The organism is Geodermatophilus chilensis, assembly GCF_002802985.1.
Taxonomy (GTDB): Bacteria; Actinomycetota; Actinomycetes; order Mycobacteriales; family Geodermatophilaceae; genus Geodermatophilus; species Geodermatophilus chilensis.
Window position 1 is genome coordinate 1 of sequence record NZ_NVPT01000108.1, and the last position, 19,387, is coordinate 19,387.

General features: G+C 76.2%; 15 protein-coding genes. 9 read left to right on the forward strand and 6 right to left on the reverse strand.

What is annotated here, in order from left to right; all coding sequences use genetic code 11:
- Positions 1-95: 95 nt before the first annotated feature.
- The 4 genes from CNO22_RS17625 to CNO22_RS17640 all read right to left on the reverse strand — a co-directional run bounded on the left by CNO22_RS17625 (position 96) and on the right by CNO22_RS17640 (position 4,914).
- Positions 96-968: an oxygenase MpaB family protein gene (locus CNO22_RS17625; protein WP_100500600.1), complete on the reverse strand. Its 873-nt coding sequence runs from the start codon at positions 966-968 to the stop codon at positions 96-98.
- Entirely contained in the window at positions 965-1,912 is a 948-nt protein-coding gene (locus CNO22_RS17630; RefSeq protein ID WP_198588409.1) for an alpha/beta fold hydrolase, read from the reverse strand. The genes CNO22_RS17625 and CNO22_RS17630 overlap by 4 nt, the downstream gene beginning before the upstream one ends.
- 131 nt (positions 1,913-2,043) lie before the next feature.
- Positions 2,044-3,156 (reverse strand): outer membrane protein assembly factor BamB family protein, encoded by a 1,113-nt coding sequence (locus CNO22_RS17635; protein ID WP_232807132.1) that lies wholly within the window; start codon positions 3,154-3,156, stop codon positions 2,044-2,046.
- A 72-nt stretch (positions 3,157-3,228) separates the two neighbouring features.
- Complete coding sequence (locus CNO22_RS17640) at positions 3,229-4,914, reverse strand: DEAD/DEAH box helicase (RefSeq protein ID WP_232807133.1); 1,686 nt, start codon at positions 4,912-4,914, stop codon at positions 3,229-3,231.
- Positions 4,915-5,191: 277 nt separating this feature from the next.
- Between CNO22_RS17640 and CNO22_RS17645 the strand changes: the two genes are divergently transcribed.
- Entirely contained in the window at positions 5,192-5,842 is a 651-nt protein-coding gene (locus CNO22_RS17645; RefSeq protein WP_100500602.1) for a ferritin-like fold-containing protein, read from the forward strand.
- Positions 5,843-6,130: 288 nt separating this feature from the next.
- Here the strand turns inward: CNO22_RS17645 and CNO22_RS17650 are convergent, their stop codons facing one another.
- The gene (locus CNO22_RS17650; protein WP_100500603.1) at positions 6,131-6,367 is read right to left on the reverse strand and encodes a DUF3107 domain-containing protein; all 237 of its coding nucleotides are present in this window, start codon (positions 6,365-6,367) and stop codon (positions 6,131-6,133) included.
- Between the two features lie 105 nt (positions 6,368-6,472).
- Positions 6,473-7,123 carry a TetR/AcrR family transcriptional regulator gene (locus tag CNO22_RS17655; protein WP_100500604.1) on the reverse strand — a complete coding sequence of 217 codons (651 nt, stop codon included), beginning with the start codon at positions 7,121-7,123 and terminating at the stop codon, positions 6,473-6,475.
- Between the two features lie 69 nt (positions 7,124-7,192).
- Between CNO22_RS17655 and CNO22_RS17660 the strand changes: the two genes are divergently transcribed.
- The 8 genes from CNO22_RS17660 (at position 7,193) to CNO22_RS17695 (ending at position 19,223) form a co-directional block, all read left to right on the forward strand.
- Positions 7,193-8,314 (forward strand): alpha/beta fold hydrolase, encoded by a 1,122-nt coding sequence (locus CNO22_RS17660; RefSeq protein WP_232807134.1) that lies wholly within the window; start codon positions 7,193-7,195, stop codon positions 8,312-8,314.
- A gap of 132 nt (positions 8,315-8,446) precedes the next feature.
- The gene (locus tag CNO22_RS17665) at positions 8,447-9,481 is read left to right on the forward strand and encodes a DUF3152 domain-containing protein (protein WP_232807135.1); all 1,035 of its coding nucleotides are present in this window, start codon (positions 8,447-8,449) and stop codon (positions 9,479-9,481) included.
- Positions 9,482-9,548: 67 nt separating this feature from the next.
- Complete coding sequence (locus CNO22_RS17670) at positions 9,549-9,743, forward strand: hypothetical protein (RefSeq protein WP_100500606.1); 195 nt, start codon at positions 9,549-9,551, stop codon at positions 9,741-9,743.
- 382 nt (positions 9,744-10,125) lie between these two features.
- Positions 10,126-11,286, forward strand: a complete 1,161-nt coding sequence (moeZ, locus tag CNO22_RS17675) for an adenylyltransferase/sulfurtransferase MoeZ (protein ID WP_100500607.1) — start codon at positions 10,126-10,128, stop codon at positions 11,284-11,286.
- 173 nt (positions 11,287-11,459) lie between these two features.
- Positions 11,460-12,044 carry a TIGR03086 family metal-binding protein gene (locus CNO22_RS17680; protein ID WP_100500608.1) on the forward strand — a complete coding sequence of 195 codons (585 nt, stop codon included), beginning with the start codon at positions 11,460-11,462 and terminating at the stop codon, positions 12,042-12,044.
- A 21-nt stretch (positions 12,045-12,065) separates the two neighbouring features.
- Positions 12,066-12,407: an MGMT family protein gene (locus CNO22_RS17685; protein ID WP_232807136.1), complete on the forward strand. Its 342-nt coding sequence runs from the start codon at positions 12,066-12,068 to the stop codon at positions 12,405-12,407.
- 206 nt (positions 12,408-12,613) lie between these two features.
- Positions 12,614-15,799 (forward strand): ATP-dependent helicase, encoded by a 3,186-nt coding sequence (locus tag CNO22_RS17690; RefSeq protein ID WP_198588408.1) that lies wholly within the window; start codon positions 12,614-12,616, stop codon positions 15,797-15,799.
- A gap of 73 nt (positions 15,800-15,872) precedes the next feature.
- The gene (locus tag CNO22_RS17695; protein WP_100500609.1) at positions 15,873-19,223 is read left to right on the forward strand and encodes an ATP-dependent helicase; all 3,351 of its coding nucleotides are present in this window, start codon (positions 15,873-15,875) and stop codon (positions 19,221-19,223) included.
- The last annotated feature ends 164 nt before the right edge of the window (positions 19,224-19,387 follow it).

The window sequence follows — 19,387 nt, forward strand, 5'->3', positions numbered from 1 at the left end:
AGGCCGACCTCGTTGTCCAACCCCAGGGTTGTGACCGATCTGCCGCTCGACGGTCATTGATGGCAGCCTGCCCGCCCTACTTGTTCAGCAGGCTCCTAGGCCGTGAGCGGCTCGGCCGGCGCGACGCGCTCCCGGGCCGCCCGCACGATGGGCGACTCCCGGACCTGGGTGGGCACCGCCAGCGCCGCGCGACGGAACGCCCGCACGCCGGCGGTCGCGGCCGTGTCGGTCAGGCCGTAGCCCGGCAGCCCGTAGAGCCGGCGCGCCCACCGGGGCAGCGTCGCGGCGCCCAGGGCGGCCAGCGTGCTCCACGCGGGCCGCGCGGGGGTCAGCAGCTGCACCCACCCGGGCATCGGCGGCACCAGGACGAAGCGCGAGGCGTCCCGGGCCGCGGGGGTCACCGTCAGCTGGGGGCGGGTGCGCTCGAGGTAGGCGTCGAGCTCGGCCGCGCTCGCCGGCACGTCGCCGGACCCGCAGCCGATGAGCACCGCGGCGGTCACCTGCTCGGCGACGTAGCGGTCGGCGTCCTGATCCGTCAGCGGCACCCCGGCGCGGCGGGCGACCGACAGCAGCGAGTCCACCTCGCAGCAGTGCACCCACAGCAGCAGGTCGGCGTCGTCGACGGCGTAGCGGCGGCCGGTCGTCTCCTCGACCGCCGTGTTGCCGCGGTGCATGGCGCGCACCCGGCGCACCTGCCGCAGCGCGTCCCGGCGGGTGCCGAAGGTCAGCGTGGCCACGTACTCCGCGGTGCGGGTCAGCCGCGCCCACGGGTCGGTCGAGAAGGCGGTGGAGAAGCGGGCGACGCCGTCCATCGCGACCGGGTGCAGCGCCTGCAGCAGCAGCGCCCGGATGCCGCCGACGGAGAAGGCCGGGTCGGCGTGGATGCGCCAGCTGACGCTCTCGGGGCCGAAGAAGCCGAGCCGGTCCTCCTCGGCGGTGAAGTCGCGGATCGACGGCGTCGGGTTCACCGCAGCGCCCCGGCGTCCTCGGCGGAGCGGCCGGCGGCGGGGACCGAGGCCCAGAACTCGAGCAGGACCGCCACGGTGCGCGGCGGGTTCTCGATGGCGGGGGAGTGGATCGCGCCGGGGATGACCGCGTGCCGGGTGCCCAGCCGGTGCGCCATGTCCTCCTGCACGGCCGGCGGCCACGCGTCGTCCGCCACCCCGTACGCCACCAGCACCGGGACGCCGGTGGCCGCCAGCTCGGCGACCCGGTCCGGCTCGCGGGTCATCGCGTCGGCCATGCCGCGCAGGCCGGCCGCGCTGTTGGCGAGGAACCGCCGGGACAGGAACGCGCGGGTCGGTTCGGGGACCTGCTGCGCCTTCGGGTCGGTCATCGCCAGCTGCTCGAGCGTCTCGTGCACCAGCGGCACGCCACCGGCGTCGAGCAGCGGGGTGAGGTGCTCGAGCAGCTCCGCCCGGGCGCCGCCCAGCCGGGACGGGCCCGAGCCGAGCAGGGTGAGGCTGGTGAACGCCGCCGGCTCGGCCAGGACGGCGGCCCGGCCGGCCAGCCCGCCGAAGGAGTGCCCGAGCAGGTGCAGCGTGCGGACGCCCTCGGCGCGCAGCTGCCGGGCGACGGCGACGAGGTCCTCGCCCAGCTCGGCGACCGAGTAGCGGGCCGGGTCGTCGGGCCCGGGGGACTCGAACTGGCCGCGCTGGTCGAGGGCGACGACCCGGTACCCGGCAGCGCACAGGGGGCGCAGCAGCGGCGCGAAGTCCTCCTTGCTGCCGGTGAAGCCAGCGACCAGCAGGACGGTGCCGCGCTCGCCGTCGCCCCCGGTGTCCAGCGCCGTCAGCGGGCCCGCGCCGCCGTCGAACATGCGGTGCCGTGCGTCGTGGTCGGCGAGCTGGCGGAGGTCGTCGGGCGCGATGGAGAGAGGAGCGCGGTCGTCCGGGCCGCCGGGCATCACCATGCGCACCAGTCAACCTCGGCGGCGGCCCCCCTGCAGGGACCCGGACCCGCCGGGAGTCCGGTGAGGTGCTGGAACGGCCACCTCCAGGGGCCCGCGCCGAGCTTGCGAGGCGGGGGGAGGATGGTCCTTCTTCAGCGGTAGGCGAGGACGCGGTCGGGCAGCTGGTGGACGACGACCGGGCCGGCCACGGTGAGCAGCCCGCCGGTCCGCAGCGCACGCGTGTCGACGCGCTGCAGCTCCTCGCCGGTCGCCAGGTCGCGGAGGACGACGGCGTCGCCCTCGGGCACCGGCACCGACGTCCCCGCGGCCAGCAGCGCGCGGTCGACCGGGCCGGCGGGCAGGCCGGTGGCCGGGGTGCGCCAGGACACCGCACCGGTGCCCGGGTCGACGACGGTCAGCGTGCCGTCGGCCCACACCAGCGCGCTGGTGCCGACCGCGGTCACCAGCGCCTCGTCGGTGGCGTCGGAGAGGGGCGGACCGAGCGGGGCGCCGTCGGCGCCGGCGAGCAGCTGCACGCCGTCGTCCCCGCTGACGACGACGGCCTGCTCGACGCCGGCCAGCGTCGTCGCCTCGGCGACGTCGCGGGTCCACAGCGGGGTGCCGTCGTAGCCGTCGAGGAGGCGGACCCGCGTCGACCCGGCGCACTCCTCGAGGACGGCGACGCCGGCTCCGCCCACGTCCCCGTCGGCGAACGTGCAGCCCTCCTCCGGGCTGGCCCGCCAGCGGATGCTGTCGCCGACCGGGTCGAGGGTGAGCACGCCGGTCGGGCTGGTCGCCAACACGATGCCGTCGGTGCTGGTCAGTACCGCGTCGGGGCGCAGGTCGAGGTTGCGCGTCCAGAGCCGGACGCCGGTGTCGACCGACAGCGCCACAGCCTCGTCGCAGCGGTCCTCGGTGCCGGAGACCGCGACGACGCGGCCGCCGACGAGGGTCCAGTCGCAGAGCCGGGCGTTGGCGCGGGTGTAGCGCCAGGCCTCGGTGCCGGTGGCGACGTCGAGCGCGCGCACCCCGTGGTCGTCCCCGACAACGACGCGACCGCCGTCCACGGTCGCGCGGGCGGCGCCGCCCGACGCCGTGGTGGGCGTGGTCCAGGCGGCGGAGACGGCACCGGCCGGCGTCCCGCTGGGGACGTCGGCCGGTGCTGCGGTGGTGCTGTCGGTGGCCGCCGCGTCCGAGCCCCGCCAGAGCAGGGCGGCGACGACGACCAGCACGAGGACGGCCGCCGTCCACGCCCACGCCCGCAACGGCGGGCGGTTCGGCCACCTCCAGGGGCCCGCCCCGAGCGTGCGAGGGGTGGGGAGGAGGTGGTCCTTCATCTAGGCGGCGGGCTCGGCCGAGCTGCGACCGGACCCGCCGCGGCGACGCCGGCGACGCTTGCGGGCCGGGGCCTCACCGGACGCGGCGCCCTCGCCGGACGACGCCTCGGCGGGCCCGTCGATCGCGGCAGCGGCGCCGGCGGCTGCGGCACCGCCACCCCGGGTGCGCCGGCGCGGGCGGCTCTTGGGGGCGCCGGCCGGCTTTTCCTCGTCCTCACGAGCCGGTCCGCGGCCGCTGCCGGAGCGGGTGCGCTTGCCGGTCTCGCCGAGGTCCTCGAGGGTCTCGGCGTCCAGGCCCTCGCGGGTGCGCTGCGCGCGGGGGAGCCGGCCGGTCGCGCCCTCGGGCACGTCCAGGTCGGCGTAGACCCACGGCGAGGTCGAGTAGGTCTCCGGCGGGTCGGTGAACTCCAGGTCGAGCGCCTTGTTGACCAGCTGCCACCGGGGGATGTCGTCCCAGTCGACCAGCGTGACCGCGACGCCGGTGCTGCCGGCGCGGCCGGTGCGGCCGATCCGGTGCACGTAGGTCTTCTCGTCCTCGGGGCACTGGTAGTTCACGACGTGGCTGACGCCGGTGACGTCGATGCCGCGGGCCGCGACGTCGGTGGCCACCAGGACGTCGACCTTGCCGCTGCGGAAGGCGCGCAGCGCCTGCTCGCGGGCGCCCTGGCCGAGGTCGCCGTGCACGGCGGCCGCGGCGAACCCGCGCTCGACCAGCTCGTCGGCGACCTTCTGCGCGGTGCGCTTGGTGCGGCAGAAGACCATCACCAGGCCGCGGTCGCGGGCCTGCAGCACCCGGGACAGCAGCTCGGGCTTGTCCAGGTTGTGCGCCCGGTAGATGAACTGGGTGGTCTGCGGGACCGTCGAGCCCTCGTCGTTGCCGTGCGCCCGGATGTGCGTCGGCTGGGTCATGAACGACCGGGACAGCGTGACGATCGGGCCGGGCATGGTGGCCGAGAACAGCATCGTCTGTCGCTGGGTCGGGACCATCGCCAGGATCCGCTCGATGTCGGGCAGGAAGCCCAGGTCGAGCATCTCGTCGGCCTCGTCGAGGACCAGCACCTTGACCTTGCCCAGGATCAGGTGGCCCTGCTGGGCGAGGTCGAGCAGCCGGCCCGGGGTGCCGACGACGACCTCGACGCCGGCCTGCAGCGCGGAGACCTGCGGCTCGAACGCGCGGCCGCCGTAGATCGCCTGGACGCGGATGCCGCGCTTCTTGCCGGCGGTGGCGAGGTCGCGGGCGACCTGCACGCACAGCTCACGGGTGGGGACGACGACCAGCGCCTGCGGGACGCCGTCGCCGCCCTCGGCCGGCGGGGCGACGCGCTGCAGCAGCGGGACGCCGAAGCCGAGGGTCTTGCCGGTGCCGGTGCGGGCCTGCCCGATGAGGTCGTGGCCGGCCAGCGCCAGGGGGAGGGTGAGCTCCTGGATGGCGAAGGTGCGGGTGATGCCGGCCTCGGCCAGCGCCGCGACGACGTCGGGGTGGACGTCGAAGTCGCTGAACAGCGGGGCGTCCTCGGCGACGGGTGCGCCGCCGAGCTCCTCGACGGACTGCTCGAGCTGCTCGGGGGCGGGCGCGCCGGTCTCGGCGTGGTCGACGTCCGGGGTGGTGGGGGTGTTCTCGATGGAGGTCAGTGCTCTCGCCTCTGGTCTGCTGGGGGACCGGCTCCGGAGACGCGCTCGCGTCACTGTCGGACCAGTCCCGGTCGGGTGTCGCGGGATCAGTTCCAGCGCCGACGCGGCCAGCAGAAACCGGGCCACACCGTGGTGTCGGCCCGGGAGGGAGCCCCTCGGGGCCTCGTCTCCAGCGGTCGTCAGCGCGCAGATACACCAGCGAACCGAAGGGCTCGCCGATTCCCAGTCTAGCGTGCGCGGCGGTTAGCCTCCCTCCGCCGTGCTGTCCGGACCCTCCGCGCCACCCGTCCGGGGCAGTCGCCGACCGTCCCACCGATCCCGGGAGCTGCCAGTGGACACCGTCGACGAGCGGGCCGTCGTCGACCTGCTGGGCGTGCTGTCCTACGCCGAGCTGACCGCCTTCGACCGGCTGGCCGAGGACGCCCGGCTGGCTCCCACTCTCGAAGGCCGGGCCGCGCTGGCGCAGATGGCGGCCGCGGAGATCGACCACCACTGCCGGCTGACCGCGCGGCTCACCGAGCTCGGCGCCGACCCGACCGCGGCGATGAGCCCGTTCGTCCCCGCGCTCGACGCCTTCCACGAGAGCACCCGGCCGCGCACCTGGCTGGAGGGGCTGGTCAAGGCCTACGTGGGGGACGGTCTGGCCTCGGAGTTCTACCGGGAGATCGCCGGCTTCCTGCCCGACCCGGACCGCGCACTGATCCTCGACGTCCTCGCCGACACCGGCCACGCCGACTTCGCCGTCCGCGAGGTGCGGGCGGCCATCGCCACCGACCGCACGCTCTCCGGGCGGCTGGCACTGTGGGGACGGCGGCTGGTGGGGGAGGCCATGCGGCAGGCGCAGGCGGTCATCGCCGAGCGCGACCAGCTGGCCGAGCTGATCCTCGAGGGCACCGGCGACCTGTCCGGCATCGGGCGGCTGGTCGAGCGCATCACCACCGCGCACACCGACCGGATGAAGGCCCTCGGCCTGAACCCCTGAAGGGCCCCGGTGCCCCCCACGCCTCGCACGCTCGGCGCGGGCCCCTGCACCGGGGCCGTTGCGTCGCACCCGGCGGGGACCCTCCGGGCCCGCCACCGGGCACGACCCTCGCAGGGCGGCTCACGTCGTGTGCCACGGCCGGGTCCAGTCGTCTGGATCGCCCGGTGAACACACGTCAGGCGCCCTCTCCCGACTGCTGAGAGGGCGCCTGACGTGTGTTCGGCGTCTCTGGCCCCGTCCAGGGCACCGCCCCGAGCGTGCGAGGGGTGGGGAGGACGGGGTCCTTCTTCAGGCGCCCGCGATGAAGCCCACGCGCCGCTGGTCGGCCTGCGCGATCTCCACGTAGGCGATGCGGTCGACGGGCACGAGCACCCGGCGTCCACGCTCGTCGACCAGGGTCAGCAGACCGTCCTTGGTCGCGCCGGACATGGCCTTGGCCACCTCGGCAGCGATCTCGTCGGGGGACTGGGGGCTGTCGATGACCAGCTCCCGGGGGGAGTGTTGGACACCGATCTTGACTTCCACGGGGGATGCCTCCTCGAGTTGCGCGGCTGTTCCCCACGCTAGTGCAGCCGACGAGCCGCCGACCTGCGGTGCAGGTGCGCCGTCAGCGAACGACCCGGCGACCGATCAGCGCGGGCTGTGCTCGCCGCCCTCGACCCGCGGGAAGCCGGAGATGCCGCGCCAGGCCAGCGCGGTCAGCAGGGCCACCGCCTCGTCGCGGGAGACGGTGCCCTTGCGGGGCAGCCACCAGCGCGCGCTGGTCTCCGAGAGCCCGGTCAGGCCCGAGGCCAGCAGCAGCGCCCGCTCCCGGTCGAGGCCGGTGTCGGCGGCGATGACCTCGCCGATCGCCTCGACGCAGGCCCGGTGGCCGCGGTCGGCCAGCTCGCGGACGTCCTCGTCGTTGTTCAGGTCGGACTCGAACACCAACCGGAACGCGGCGCCGTCGGCGTTGATGAAGTCGAAGTAGGCGCCGACGGCCCCGTTGACGCGGGTCCGGTTGTCGTCGGTGCCCTCCATCGCCTCGCGCACGCGGTCGGTGAGCAGGGTGACCTGCTGCTCCAGCAGTGCCAGGTACAGCTCCCGCTTGCCCGGGAAGTGCTGGTAGAGCACCGGCTTGCTGACCCCGGCCCGGTCGGCGATCTCGTCCATCGCCGCGGCGTGGAAGCCGTTGGCGACGAACACCTCCTGCGCGGCCTGCAGCAGCTGCGCCCGGCGGGCGCCCCGCGGCAGGCGGGACGAACGGCGGACGGGCGCGGGAGCTGGGCGGGGTGCGTGCATGGCGGGCAGATGTTACCGACCGGTCACCCGACCGCGCGCCGCCGACGGCTCTGACCTACCGTCGGCCGGGTGCCCGAGGGTCCCGCCACCCCGATCGCCGCGGCGAGCCGGTCGGCCCGGCTGTCGACGGTCGCGCTGCCCAGCACCGACACCGTCCCGCCGCCGTGGCCGGGCGAGCAGGTCGCCGTCCGCGGGGGAGAGGTGTTCGTCCGGCGGACGCCGTGGGCCGGCCCGGTGGACGGCGCTCGCGCGGGCGCACCGCGGGAGCGGGCGCTCTACGTGCACGGGCTGGGTGGCGCTTCGACGAACTGGACCGACCTGGCCGCGCTGCTCGCCGTCCGCTTCGACGGCTGGGCCCTGGACCTCCCCGGCTTCGGTCGCTCGCGGCCGCCGGCGCGCACCTCCTACTCGGTGCGCGGGCACGTGCGAGCGGTCGTCGACGTGCTCGAGCGGATCGTCGCCGAGCCCGGGGCGGCCTCCGGCCGGCCGGTGCACCTGCTGGGCAACTCCCTCGGCGGCCTGGTGTCGCTGTTCGTCGCCGCCAGCCGCCCCGACCTCGTGGCCACCCTCACCCTCGTGTCGCCGGCGATGCCGGTCTACCGGGTGCCCCGCGCCTTCAGCCGCACCCTGCTGCTGCTCCTGCTGCCCGGCATCCCGACGCTGGCCGAGCGGCGGCTCTCCGGCGTGACGCCCGAGCAGCAGGTCCGCGGCATGGTGCAGATGTGCTTCGGCGACCCGCGCCGGGTGCCGAGGGCGCGGCTGGACCAGGCGCTGGCGGAGATGCGCGAGCGCGCGGAGCAGCCGTGGGCCACGCAGGCGCTGACCCGCAGCATGCGCGGCCTGATCACCTCCTACCTGCGGGTGGGTCCGCGCAACGCCTGGCGGCTGGCCCGGTCGCTGCGCCCGCCGACGCTGGTGGTCTGGGGCGACCGCGACCGGCTGGTCGACCCGGCGCTCGCGCCCCGCCTCGCCGACGCTGTCCCGGACGCGCGGCTGCTGGTCATCGAGGGCGTCGGGCACGTCGCCATGCTGGAGGCGCCCGAGCCGACGGCGCGGGCGGTGCTGGCGCTGGCCGAGGACGCCGCTGCGTCGGCCGAGGACGCCGCCAACGAGGCGCGGGCCTCCCAGGTCGGCAGGTCAGGGCCACACGCCGTCGCCGGGACGGTCTCCACCGGGACCACCGGGGCGTGAGAGTCTGGCGGGGTGAGTCCCGCGGACGCCTCCCCCGGCCGCGGACCGAACGGGCGCACGCGACCGGCGCCGGACGCCGGCCCGCCCGGTCGTCCTGCACGCGCCGATGAACCCGTGCGCGGACTGCCGCGCGTGCCCCCACCCGCAGCCCGCCGCGACCAGCTGCACGAGCCCCCGCGGTTCGCCGACACCAACCCGGTCGTGACGCGGGAGGAGGCCCCGAGCCGCACCGACCGGCCGCGGGGCCGTCGTCCCGCAGCCGCCGGTCGCCCGTCCGGTCAGGACCTCGACGGGTCGCGCCCCGGCGGGCCCCGCGTCGTCGTCCGCGGTCGCTCCCGGTCGGGCCCCCCGGGCGGCGGGGGCGGCCGGTTCCGCCGCCTCGTGACCCGCTGGGGCTGGCGCGCCTACGCCATCCCGCTGCTCGCCCTCGCGACCGTGGTCACCCTCGTCGACCTGGTGGTCAGCGACACCGCCACGAGGGGGTCGGCCGGCGCCTCGTCCGAGCCGTCGGTCGCGGCCGTGGCCCCCAGCGCGCCGGAGGCCTCCGCGACGCCCGGCGCGACGGCCACGGCGCCCGTCGAGGTCGACGCCGCACCGAGCGAGGCGCCGGAGTCCGCCGCCGGAGCCCCCGGCTTCGTCCGGCAGGGCGCGGGCAGCGTGACCGTCGTCCCCGGCACCTCCCAGGTCCACGGCACCGGGCCGCTGCAGCGCTTCGTCGTCGAGGTCGAGGACGGCATCGAGGTGGACGGGCCCTCGTTCGCCGCCGCCGTCGAGGAGACGCTGGCCGACCCGCGCTCGTGGGGGAACGGCGGGCGGATGTCGTTCCAGCGGGTCGGCGAGGCCCAGGCCGGCGACTACGCGTTCAAGGTCACCCTGATCAGCCCCGGCAGCATGGAGCGGTACTGCCCCGGCGTGGGCACCGGCGGCTACACCTCCTGCCGGTACGGCGACCGCGCGGTCATCAACCTGGCCCGCTGGGCGACCGCCGTCCCGGACTACCAGGGCGACATCCCCACCTACCGGCACTACGTGGTCAACCACGAGGTCGGCCACGCCCTCGGCAACGGCCACCAGGAGTGCCCCGGCCCCGGCCGGCTCGCCCCCGTCATGCAGCAGCAGACGCTCGGGCTGGAGGGCTGCGCCAAGAACGCCTGGCCCTACCCGTGACACGGCGGTGCTCGGCCCCGGCTCCTCGCGCGCGTCTGCGAGCCGGGCCCGGGGTAGGGGATCGGACATGGACGCGATCTCGTTCGGCAAGGCCGGTCTGCAGGGCTGGCGCGCGAAGGTGGCAGACGCGGTGGCCCAGCCGGTCGCGAGGAACTCCGGTCTCACCGACGACCAGGTGCGGGCTGCCGTCGGCGCGGCCTTCTTCGTGCTGTCCGTCGTCTACGTGGCCGGGACGGTCAAGCGCCTGACTGCCCGGAGCTGAGGCCCCGGTCGGTCCCCGTGCCGGTTGAGCCTCCCACTCCGGGCACGTACAGGGCGCCGCGCCCCGGCGGTCAGGCCGGTGGCCCGCGCGAAGTCGCCGATGGTCATCCGGTCCACGGTGCTCCTCGTCCCCGGTTGGTGGGCCACCGGTCCCGGCAACGTCGTCCCTGCCCTCGGGGGGAGGGTCAACCGCCGGGAGCCGGCGACGCTGAGCGCTGGTGCGCACGTCCAGTGATCCGAACTGCGCATCAGCGCACAGCGTCAGGCGCTCGACCGGTGGTACGGCAGCCCGCCGTGCCGTGGGAATCGTCCTGCGTGCCAGGCTGTTGACCCGACGAACGCCGGCCTGCGCTGGGCCGCTGTCGAGTACTGAGGAGCAGCTCGTGTCCCTGCCACCCCTGGTGGAGCCCGCCGCCGATCTGACGATCGACGAGGTCCGCCGGTACAGCCGGCACCTGATCATCCCGGACGTCGGGATGGACGGTCAGAAGCGACTGAAGAACGCCAAGGTGCTCGCCGTCGGCGCCGGCGGCCTCGGGTCGCCCGTGCTCATGTACCTGGCCGCGGCCGGGGTCGGCACGCTCGGCATCGTCGAGTTCGACGTCGTCGACGAGTCGAACCTGCAGCGCCAGATCATCCACGGCGCCTCCGACGTCGGCCGGTCCAAGGCCGAGAGCGCGCGGGACTCCATCAAGGAGATCAACCCGCTGGTCGACGTCCGGCTGCACGAGACGCGGCTGGACAGCGACAACGTGATGGAGATCTTCAGCCAGTACGACCTCATCGTCGACGGCACCGACAACTTCGCCACGCGCTATCTGGTCAACGACGCCTGCGTGCTGCTGGGCAAGCCGTACGTCTGGGGCTCGATCTATCGGTTCGACGGCCAGGTCTCGGTCTTCTGGAACGACCACGGCCCGAACTACCGCGACCTCTACCCGGTGCCCCCGCCGCCCGGCATGGTGCCCAGCTGCGCCGAGGGCGGCGTGCTCGGCGTCCTGTGCGCGACCGTCGGCGCCATCCAGGCCACCGAGGCGGTCAAGCTGATCACCGGCATCGGCGAGACGCTGCTCGGCCGGCTGATGGTCTATGACGCCCTGGAGATGACCTTCCGCACCATCAAGGTGCGCAAGGACCCGGAGGCCGAGCCGATCACCGGGCTCATCGACTACGAGACCTTCTGCGGCGTCGTCTCCGACGAGGCCCAGCAGGCCGCCGCCGGGTCGACGATCACCGTCGACGAGCTCAAGGACATGATGGACGCCGGCAAGGACTTCGAGCTCATCGACGTCCGGGAGCCCAACGAGTACGAGATCGTGTCGATCCCGGGCGCGAAGCTCATCCCCAAGGACGAGATCCTCTCCGGCCGGGCGCTGGCGCAGCTGCCGCAGGACAAGCCGATCGTGCTGCACTGCAAGACCGGCGTCCGCTCGGCCGAGGTGCTCGCCGCGGTGAAGAACGCCGGCTTCTCCGACGCCGTGCACGTCCAGGGCGGCGTCACCGCCTGGGCCACGCGCATCGACAAGGCGCTGCCGACCTACTGAAAGGACCACCCTTCCCCCACGCCTCGCGAGCTCGGCGCGGGACCCTGAAGGGTGGCCGTTCCAGCACCTCACCAGCGGGGCCGTTCCACCGCGTCACCGGGCCCGGCCCGCTCCCGTACGGGGGCGGACCGGGCCCTCGTGCTGTCTACGGGGCGGGCAGGTCTACTGGTGACATGGCCGACTTCGCCCCGACTGAGCTGCTCGCGCTCTTTCAGCGCGCGCAGGCCGCGTTCACCGACCGCGTCGACGCGGTGAAGCCCGAGCAGTGGGACGACGAGGCGCTGCCCGGCTGGACGGTCGCCGACCTCGTCGCGCACCTGGTGTCCGAGGCGCTCTGGACGCCGCTGCTGCTGGCCGGGGAGCCCTTCGACCTCATCGACGGCCGCTTCCCCGACGACACCAGCGACCTGCTCGGCGACGACCCGCTGACCGGCTGGGAGTCCGCCGCCGACGGCGCGCTGGCCGCCTTCGCGCAGGACCGGGCGCTGCTGCACACCGTCCACCTGCAGCGCGGTCCCACCTCGGCGGCCGAGTACATCGAGGAGCTGACCGCCGACCTCACCGTGCACTCCTGGGACCTCGCCCGCGCCACCAACGGCGACACCGAGCTGGACCCGGCGCTGGTGACGGCTGCTCTCGTGGTCGCCGACCGGCTCCCCGCCGACGGCGTCCCGGGCCTGTTCGACCCGCCGCTGGACGTGCCGCGGACGGCCTCGCCGCAGGCGCGGCTGCTGGGCAGGTACGGCCGCCGGGGCTGACCCGGGCGGTCGCTGCGAGCGGTGGACGACGACCCGCGGACCCGTGCGCGCGGCCGCGGCGGGCCGCCCTCCCCGGGCGCCTCGCCGCTGGACGTCGACGAGGCGGTGTTCGACGTCGTGGAGCGCATCCCGCCCGGGCGGGTGAGCACCTACGGCGCGATCGGCCGGCTGGTCGGCGTCGGGCCGCGGCGGGTGGCCCGCGCGCTGTCCCAGGGCGGGGGCGCGGTGCCCTGGCACCGCGTGGTCCGCGCCGACGGGTCGGTCGCCGACTCAGTGCGGGTGGAGCAGCTGGCCCTGCTCGCCGCCGAGGGGGTGCCGGTGCGCAACGGCCGGGTCGACCTGGCCGCCGTCGGCTGGCCGTGAGCCGGCTCGCCCACCCCGCGGTGCCCACCGGGTGAGTGCTGCGTGCCAGACGCCCGTGGACGACGCCGTCCGAGCCCGCTGCCGCGGGTCCGGACCGGCGGGACACCCTCGCGACGAGGGTCCGCACGGCAGCACCGTGGCGTCCGGGGGCCGCGCCGGTGGCCCGGGCCCCAGAGATCGTCGGACCCGCGTGGTGTCATCGGGGGGTGGCACTGCGGGGGGACGAGTCGACGCCGGTCTACCGCCTCGTGCACCCGGGAGCGGCGCCGGCTCGACGGCCCCGGCTCGACCCCACCCAGCAGGCCGTCGTCGACCACCCGGGCGGTCCGCTGCTGGTGCTGGCCGGCCCGGGCACGGGCAAGACGACGACGATCGTCGAGGCGGTCGCCGCGCGGATCGACCGCGGCGTCGACCCCGAGCAGATCCTCGTCCTGACCTTCAGCCGCCGGGCCGCCGCCGAGCTGCGCGACCGCGTCACCGCGCGGGTGGCGCGCACCATCCGCGAGCCGCTGGCCCGCACCTTCCACTCCTACGCCTACGGCGTGCTGCGACGGGCGGCGCTGCTGCGCGGGGAGGCGCCCCCGCGGCTGCTCACCGCTGCCGAGCAGGACGCCGTCGTCGCCGAGCTGCTGCGCGGTGACCTGGCCGGCGAGGGCGCGGTGCGCTGGCCGGAGTCGTTGCTGCCGGCGCTGACCACCGCCGGGTTCCGCGGCGAGCTGCGCGAGCTGCTGCTGCGGTCCACCGAGCGCGGGGTCGGCCCCGAGCTGTTGGCCGCCTGGGGCCGCGAGACCGGCAACGAGGCCTGGCTGCACGCCGCGGCCTTCCAGGAGCAGTACGAGGCGGTCACCGCCTTCTCCACCGCCGGCGGCGGTGACGCGTCGGGCTACGACCCCGCCGAGCTGGTCCGGGCCGCGATCGCCGAGCTCGAGGACGACCCGGCGCTGCTGCGGGCCGAGCGCGAGCGGGCCCGCTGGCTGTTCGTCGACGAGTACCAGGACACCGACCCCGCACAGGTGGAGCTGCTGCAGCTGCTCGCCGGCGGCGGCGACCTGGTCGTCGTCGGCGACCCCGACCAGGCCATCTACGCCTTCCGCGGCGCCGAGCCGCGCGGCATCGTCGAGTTCCCCGAGCGGTTCCGCACCGTCACCGGCCGGCCCGCGCCGCGGCTGTCGCTGGGCGTGTGCCGGCGCTCGGGCCCGGCGCTGCTGGCGGTCAGCCGGAGGGTCGCCGAGGCGCTGCCCGGCCCGTGGGAGCACCGCCGGCTGGCCGCGGTCGAGGGCGTCGAGGAGGGCAGCGCCGAGGTGGACGTCTTCGGCTCGGCGTCGGTCGAGGCCGCCTACGTCGCCGACACGCTGCGCCGCGCGCACCTGGTCGACGGCGTGCCGTGGTCGGAGATGGCCGTCGTCGTCCGCACTGCGCTGGCGATCGGGCCGCTGCGGCGGGCGCTCACCTCGGCCGGCGTGCCGGTCGAGGTCGGCACCGACGACCTGCCGCTGGCCGCCCAGCCGGCCGTCGCGCCGCTGCTGGCCGCGCTCGGCGCGCTGCTGCCGCGGCCGGGTGCCGAGCCGGGCACGCCGGCCCTCGACGAGCCCGGCGCCGAGGCGCTGCTGACCTCGCCGCTGGGCGGCGCGACCGTGCTCGACCTGCGTCGGCTGCGCCGCGCCGTGCGGATCGCGCAGGCCCAGCGCGGAGTCGACGTCGACGAGCGGGGCGCGCCGTTGGCCACCGCGCTCAGCGACGAGGCGCTGCTCGAGGAGCTGCCCGAGGCCGTCGTCCGCCCCGCGCGCCGGGTCGTCGACGTGCTGGCCGCCGGCCGGGTGGCGCTGGCCCGCGACGGCTCCGCCGAGGACGTGCTCTGGGCGATGTGGCAGCGCGGCGGCCTGGCCGGCCGGTGGGCGCGGGCCAGCGCCGCCGGCGGGTCGGCCGGAGCGGTCGCCGACCGCGACCTCGACGCCGTCGTCGCGCTGTTCGACGCCGCGGCGGGCTTCGTCGACCGGCTGCCCTCGGCCACCGTCGGCGCGTTCGTCGAGCACCTGTCGGCGCAGGAGCTGCCCGGGGTCACCGGCGCGGGTCGGGAGTCGGCGGCCGACGCCGTCCGGCTGCTCACCGCGCACGCGTCCAAGGGCCTGGAGTGGGACGTCGTCTGCGTGGCCGGCGTGCAGGAGGGCATCTGGCCCGACCTCCGCGACCGCGGCACCCTGCTGGGCACCGAGCTGCTGGTCGAGCGGGTGGCCGGCATCGACGGCGCCGTTCTCGACCGACGCGTGCAGATGCTCGCCGAGGAGCGGCGGCTGTTCTACGTCGCCTGCACCCGCGCCCGCCGGCGGCTCGTGGTCACCGCCGTCGAGGGTGCCCTGGACGGTCCGGATGCCGGCGCCACCGCCTCCCGGTTCCTCGACCTCGTCGTCCCCCCGCCCGACGACGGCCGGCCGCTGACGCCGCTGCCGCGCTCGCTCACGCTGCCCGCGCTGGTCGCCGACCTGCGGCGCGCGGTCAGCGACCCGCAGACCGAGCCGGCCCGCCGGTCGGCCGCCGCCGCGGTGCTGCGCCGGCTGGCCGACGAGGGGGTGCCCGGCGCCTCCCCGGCTGACTGGTGGGGTCTGGCGCCGCTGTCCGACGACGCCCCGCTGGTGCCCGACGGCGAGGCGGTGCGGGTGCGCCCGTCGGCGATCGAGACCTTCCAGCGCTGCCCGCTGAAGTGGGTGCTGGGCGCGGTCGGCGCCGAGGCCTCGCCGGATGCCACCCGCACGGTCGGGTCCGCGGTGCACGCCGTCGCGCAGAAGGTGGCCGAGGGGTTGCCCGCCGCCGAGGCACCGGCCGCGCTGGCCGAGGAGCTCGACCAGCTCGACCTCGGCCCGGGCTGGGCCGACCAGCGCCAGCGGAGCGCCGCCCGCGACATGCTCGACCGATTCCTGCGCTGGCACGCCGCCAACGGCCGCGAGCTGCTGGCCGCCGAGGCCGACTTCGACGTCACCGTGGGGCGGGCCCGCGTCCGCGGCCAGGTCGACCGGCTCGAGCGCGACGGGGCCGGCCGGCTGGTCGTCGTCGACCTCAAGACCGGCCGCACCGTGGCCCGTGACATCGACACCCACGGGCAGCTGGCCGCCTACCAGGTGGCCGTCGCCGCCGGAGCGTTCGGCGACCACGGCGACGCCCCCGGCGGGGCCGCGCTGCTGCAGGTCGGCTCCGGCGCCAAGGCCAAGGAGCAGGCGCAGGACCCGCTGCCCGCCGACGTCCCGGTGGCCGAGACCTGGGCCGGGGAGCTGGTGGCGCAGGTCGGCGACGGCATGGGGGCGGCCACCTTCGAGGTGCGCACCGGCAGCCACTGCTCCCGGTGCCCGGCCCGGCGCAGCTGTCCGCTGCACGAGCGCGGCCGGCAGGTGACGTCGTGAGCGAGCTCGCGAGCTCACGCATGGGCACAGCAGCCCCGCGAACGCGGCCGACGAGCGCCAGCGAGGAGGACTCGTGAGCCGCCGGACACCGGTGCCGCCGGAGGACCAGCTCTCCTTCGACGACGCCCTGTTCGGTGTGGCGCCCGAGCCGGTGCGGGAGCGCCGGCTGCTCACCCCCGCCGAGGTCGCCGCGCGCTGCGGCCTGGCCTACGCGCCCTCCGACGAGCAGGCGCGGGTGGTGTCGGCGCCGGCCGACCGGCCGCTGGTCGTCGTCGCCGGAGCCGGTTCCGGCAAGACCGAGACCATGGCCGCCCGCGTCTGCTGGCTGGTGGCCAACGAGCTGGTCGCCCCGGACGCGATCCTCGGGCTGACCTTCACCCGCAAGGCGGCCAGTGAGCTCAACGAGCGCATCCGGATCCGGCTGGGCGCGCTGGCGCGGCACCCGGAGACCGCCCCCGAGCTGAAGGAGCGGCTGGCCGTCGCGATGCCGACGGTGTCGACCTACCACGGGTACGCCGCCTCGCTGGTCAGCGAGCACGGGCTGCGGATCGGCGTGGAGCCCGGCGCCGGGGTGCTCGGCCCGGCCATGTGCTGGGGGCAGGCGGCCTCCGTCGTCTCCGGATGGACCGGGGACATGGACGACGTCCAGCTCACGCCGCTGACCACGGTCGAGGACGTGCTGGCGCTGGCCGGCGAGCTCGGCGAGCACGACATCACTGCCGACGGGCTGCGCGCGTGGACCGCGCAGCTGGAGCGGCGGATCGCCGGCTACCCCGACGCGAAGGGCAAGCGCGGCCCCTACAAGCCGGTGCTCGACATGCTGGCCCGCCAGCGCGCTCGCGTGGCGCTGCTGCCGCTGGTCGAGGCGTTCGAGGCGCGCAAGCGGGCCGCCGGGGCGATCGACCACTCCGACCAGGTGGCGCTGGCCGCGCGGGTCGCCGTCAGCGCGCCCGAGGTCGGCCGCCGCGAGCGGGCCCGCTGGCGGATCGTGCTGCTCGACGAGTACCAGGACACCAGCGTCGGTCAGCTGCGGATGCTCGAGGCGCTGTTCGGCCGCACCACCGGGCACGCGGTGCTCGCCGTCGGCGACCCGCGGCAGTCGATCTACGGCTGGCGGGGTGCATCGGCGGGGACGATCGAGCGCTTCGACCGCACCTTCCCCGGCGTCCGCGGCAAGGAGGCGCAGCGGCTCACCCTGGCCACGAGCTGGCGCAACGACGGCGCGGTGCTCGCCGTCGCCAACGACGTCGCCGGGTTGCTGCCGGCGCCCGAGGTGCCGCTGCCGGACCTCGCGCCGGCGCCCACCGCCGGGCACGGGCTGGTCACCGCCGGCCTGTACACGACCGTGGGCGAGGAGACCGAGGCGCTGGCCGACCGGCTGGCCGCCTGCTGGCGCGGCGAGGACCCGGCGCTGGCGCCGCGCGCCGACGGCCGCCCCCCGACGACGGCGGTGCTGGTGCGCACGCGCAGGCAGCTGCCCGGCATCGCCGCCGCCCTGCGTGCCCGTGGCCTGCCGGTCACGGTCGTCGGCCTGGGCGGCCTGCTCGAGGTGCCCGAGGTCTCGGACGTCGTCGCCACGCTGACCGTGCTCGTCGACCCCACCGCCGGCGACGCGATGGGCCGGCTGCTCACCGGCGCCCGCTGGCGGATCGGCCCGCGCGACCTGGCCGCGCTCGAGGCCCGCGCCCGCGCGCTGGTGCACGCCCGCCGTCCGGCCCGCGAGGACGACGACGATCCCGCCGTCCGCCCGACGGAGCGCGGCAGCATCGTCGAGGCGCTCGACGATCTCGGCGACCCCGCCGCCTACTCACCCGCCGCGTACCGGCGGCTGCGTCGGCTGGGCGCCGAGCTCACCCACCTGCGCGGCCGGCTGGGCGAGTCGCTGCCCGACCTGGTCGACGACGTCGCGCGGGTGCTGGGCCTGGAGACCGAGCTGGCCAGCGCGCCCGGCGTCAGTCCCGGCTCGGCGCGGGCGCACCTCGACGCGCTGCACGCGGTGGCCGCGGAGTTCACCGAGCTGGCCGAGCTGCCCTCGCTGCCTGCCTTCCTCGGCTACCTGCGCGACGCCGAGGAGCGCGAGCGGGGCCTCGAGCCCGGCGAGGTCGCGGTCGACCCCGAGTCGATCCAGCTGCTCACCGGCCACTCGGCCAAGGGCCTGGAGTGGGACGTCGTCGCCGTGCCCGGCATGACGGCCGACCAGTTCCCGGCCCGCACCGACACCAGCGACTCGTGGGTCAAGGACCCCGGCGCGGTCCCGGTCGACCTGCGCACCACCGACCGTGCGGAGCTGCCGCAGCTGCGCCTGCCGGTGCCCGGCTCCGGCGACCAGGCCGCGGTGCGCGCCGCGCTCGAGGACTACGTCGAGGAGTGGAAGCGCTTCGGCGAGTCCGAGGAGATCCGGCTCGGCTACGTCGCGGTCACCCGTGCCAAGCACCTGCTGCTGTGCTCGGGCAGCTGGTGGCGCGAGGGCGTGAAGCCGAACGGCCCGTCGGTGCTGCTCGACACCGTGCGCCGGGCGTGCACCGCCGGTGCCGGCGTCGTCGTCGCGTGGGCCGAGCGGCCGGGGGAGGGCGCTCCCAACCCGGCGCTCGAGGAGTGGCCGGTCGGCGTCTGGCCGGTCGACCCGCTCTCGCCGCCGCGCCGCCGGGCGCTCACCGCCGCGGCCGAGCTGGTGGCCGGCGCTGCCCCGCACCCGCTCGACGCCGACGCCGTCCTCGGCACCGGCGACCCGGAGGTGGAGCGGTGGGTGCGCGACGCCGACCTGCTGCTGCGCGAGCGGCGGCGCACGGCCCGCCCGACCATCGAGGTGCCGCTGCCCAGCCACTTGTCGGTGTCCGAGCTGGTCACCCTGCGCCGCGACCCGGCCGAGCTCGCCCGGCGGCTGCGCCGGCCGATGCCCGCCGCGCCCGCTCCGCTGGCCCGCCGCGGCACCGCCTTCCACGCCTGGCTCGAGGAGCGCTTCGGCGCCGCCCGGTTGCTCGACCTGGACGAGCTGCCCGGCTCCGGCGACGAGTCCGCGGCCCCCGACGGCGCGCTGGCCGCGCTGCAGGAGGCCTTCCTCGCCAGCCCCTGGGCCGACCGGCAACCGGTCGAGGTCGAGGTGCCCTTCGAGACGCCCCTGGGCCCGCTCACCCTGCGCGGGCGCATCGACGCGGTCTTCGACGACGGGGACGGCGGCTTCGAGGTCGTCGACTGGAAGACCGGCCCGCCGCCGTCCGGTGCCGAGCTGGCCGCCGCCGGGGTGCAGCTGGCCGCCTACCGGCTGGGCTGGTCCCGGCTGACCGGCGTCCCGGTCGAGCGGGTCAGCGCCGGTTTCCACCACGTCGCCGCCGGCGTCACCGTGCGCCCGGTCGACCTGCTCGACGAGGCCGGCCTGCTCGCCCTGGTCACCGGCACCGCCGACGAGGTGCCGGAGGAGTACTGACCCTCCGACGTGGCCCCGCAGGGTCCCGCTGGCCCCGTTCCGGGTCCCGCCCCGAGCCTGCGAGGGGTGGGGAGAACGGGGTCGTCTCACGAGTGGCGGGGGGCCAGTCACGCAAACACAGCTGACCCTCCCGTAGACACCTAACGTTGGAAGACGCGGGGTGT

Bases quoted from the DNA above. Each gene is read 5' to 3' on its own strand.
- CNO22_RS17630 (WP_198588409.1), bottom strand. From the start codon at position 1,912: ATGGTGATGCCCGGCGGCCCGGACGACCGCGCTCCTCTCTCCATCGCG.
- CNO22_RS17655 (WP_100500604.1), bottom strand. From the start codon at position 7,123: ATGCACGCACCCCGCCCAGCTCCCGCGCCCGTCCGCCGTTCGTCCCGC.
- CNO22_RS17670 (WP_100500606.1), top strand. From the start codon at position 9,549: ATGGACGCGATCTCGTTCGGCAAGGCCGGTCTGCAGGGCTGGCGCGCG.
- CNO22_RS17680 (WP_100500608.1), top strand. From the start codon at position 11,460: ATGGCCGACTTCGCCCCGACTGAGCTGCTCGCGCTCTTTCAGCGCGCG.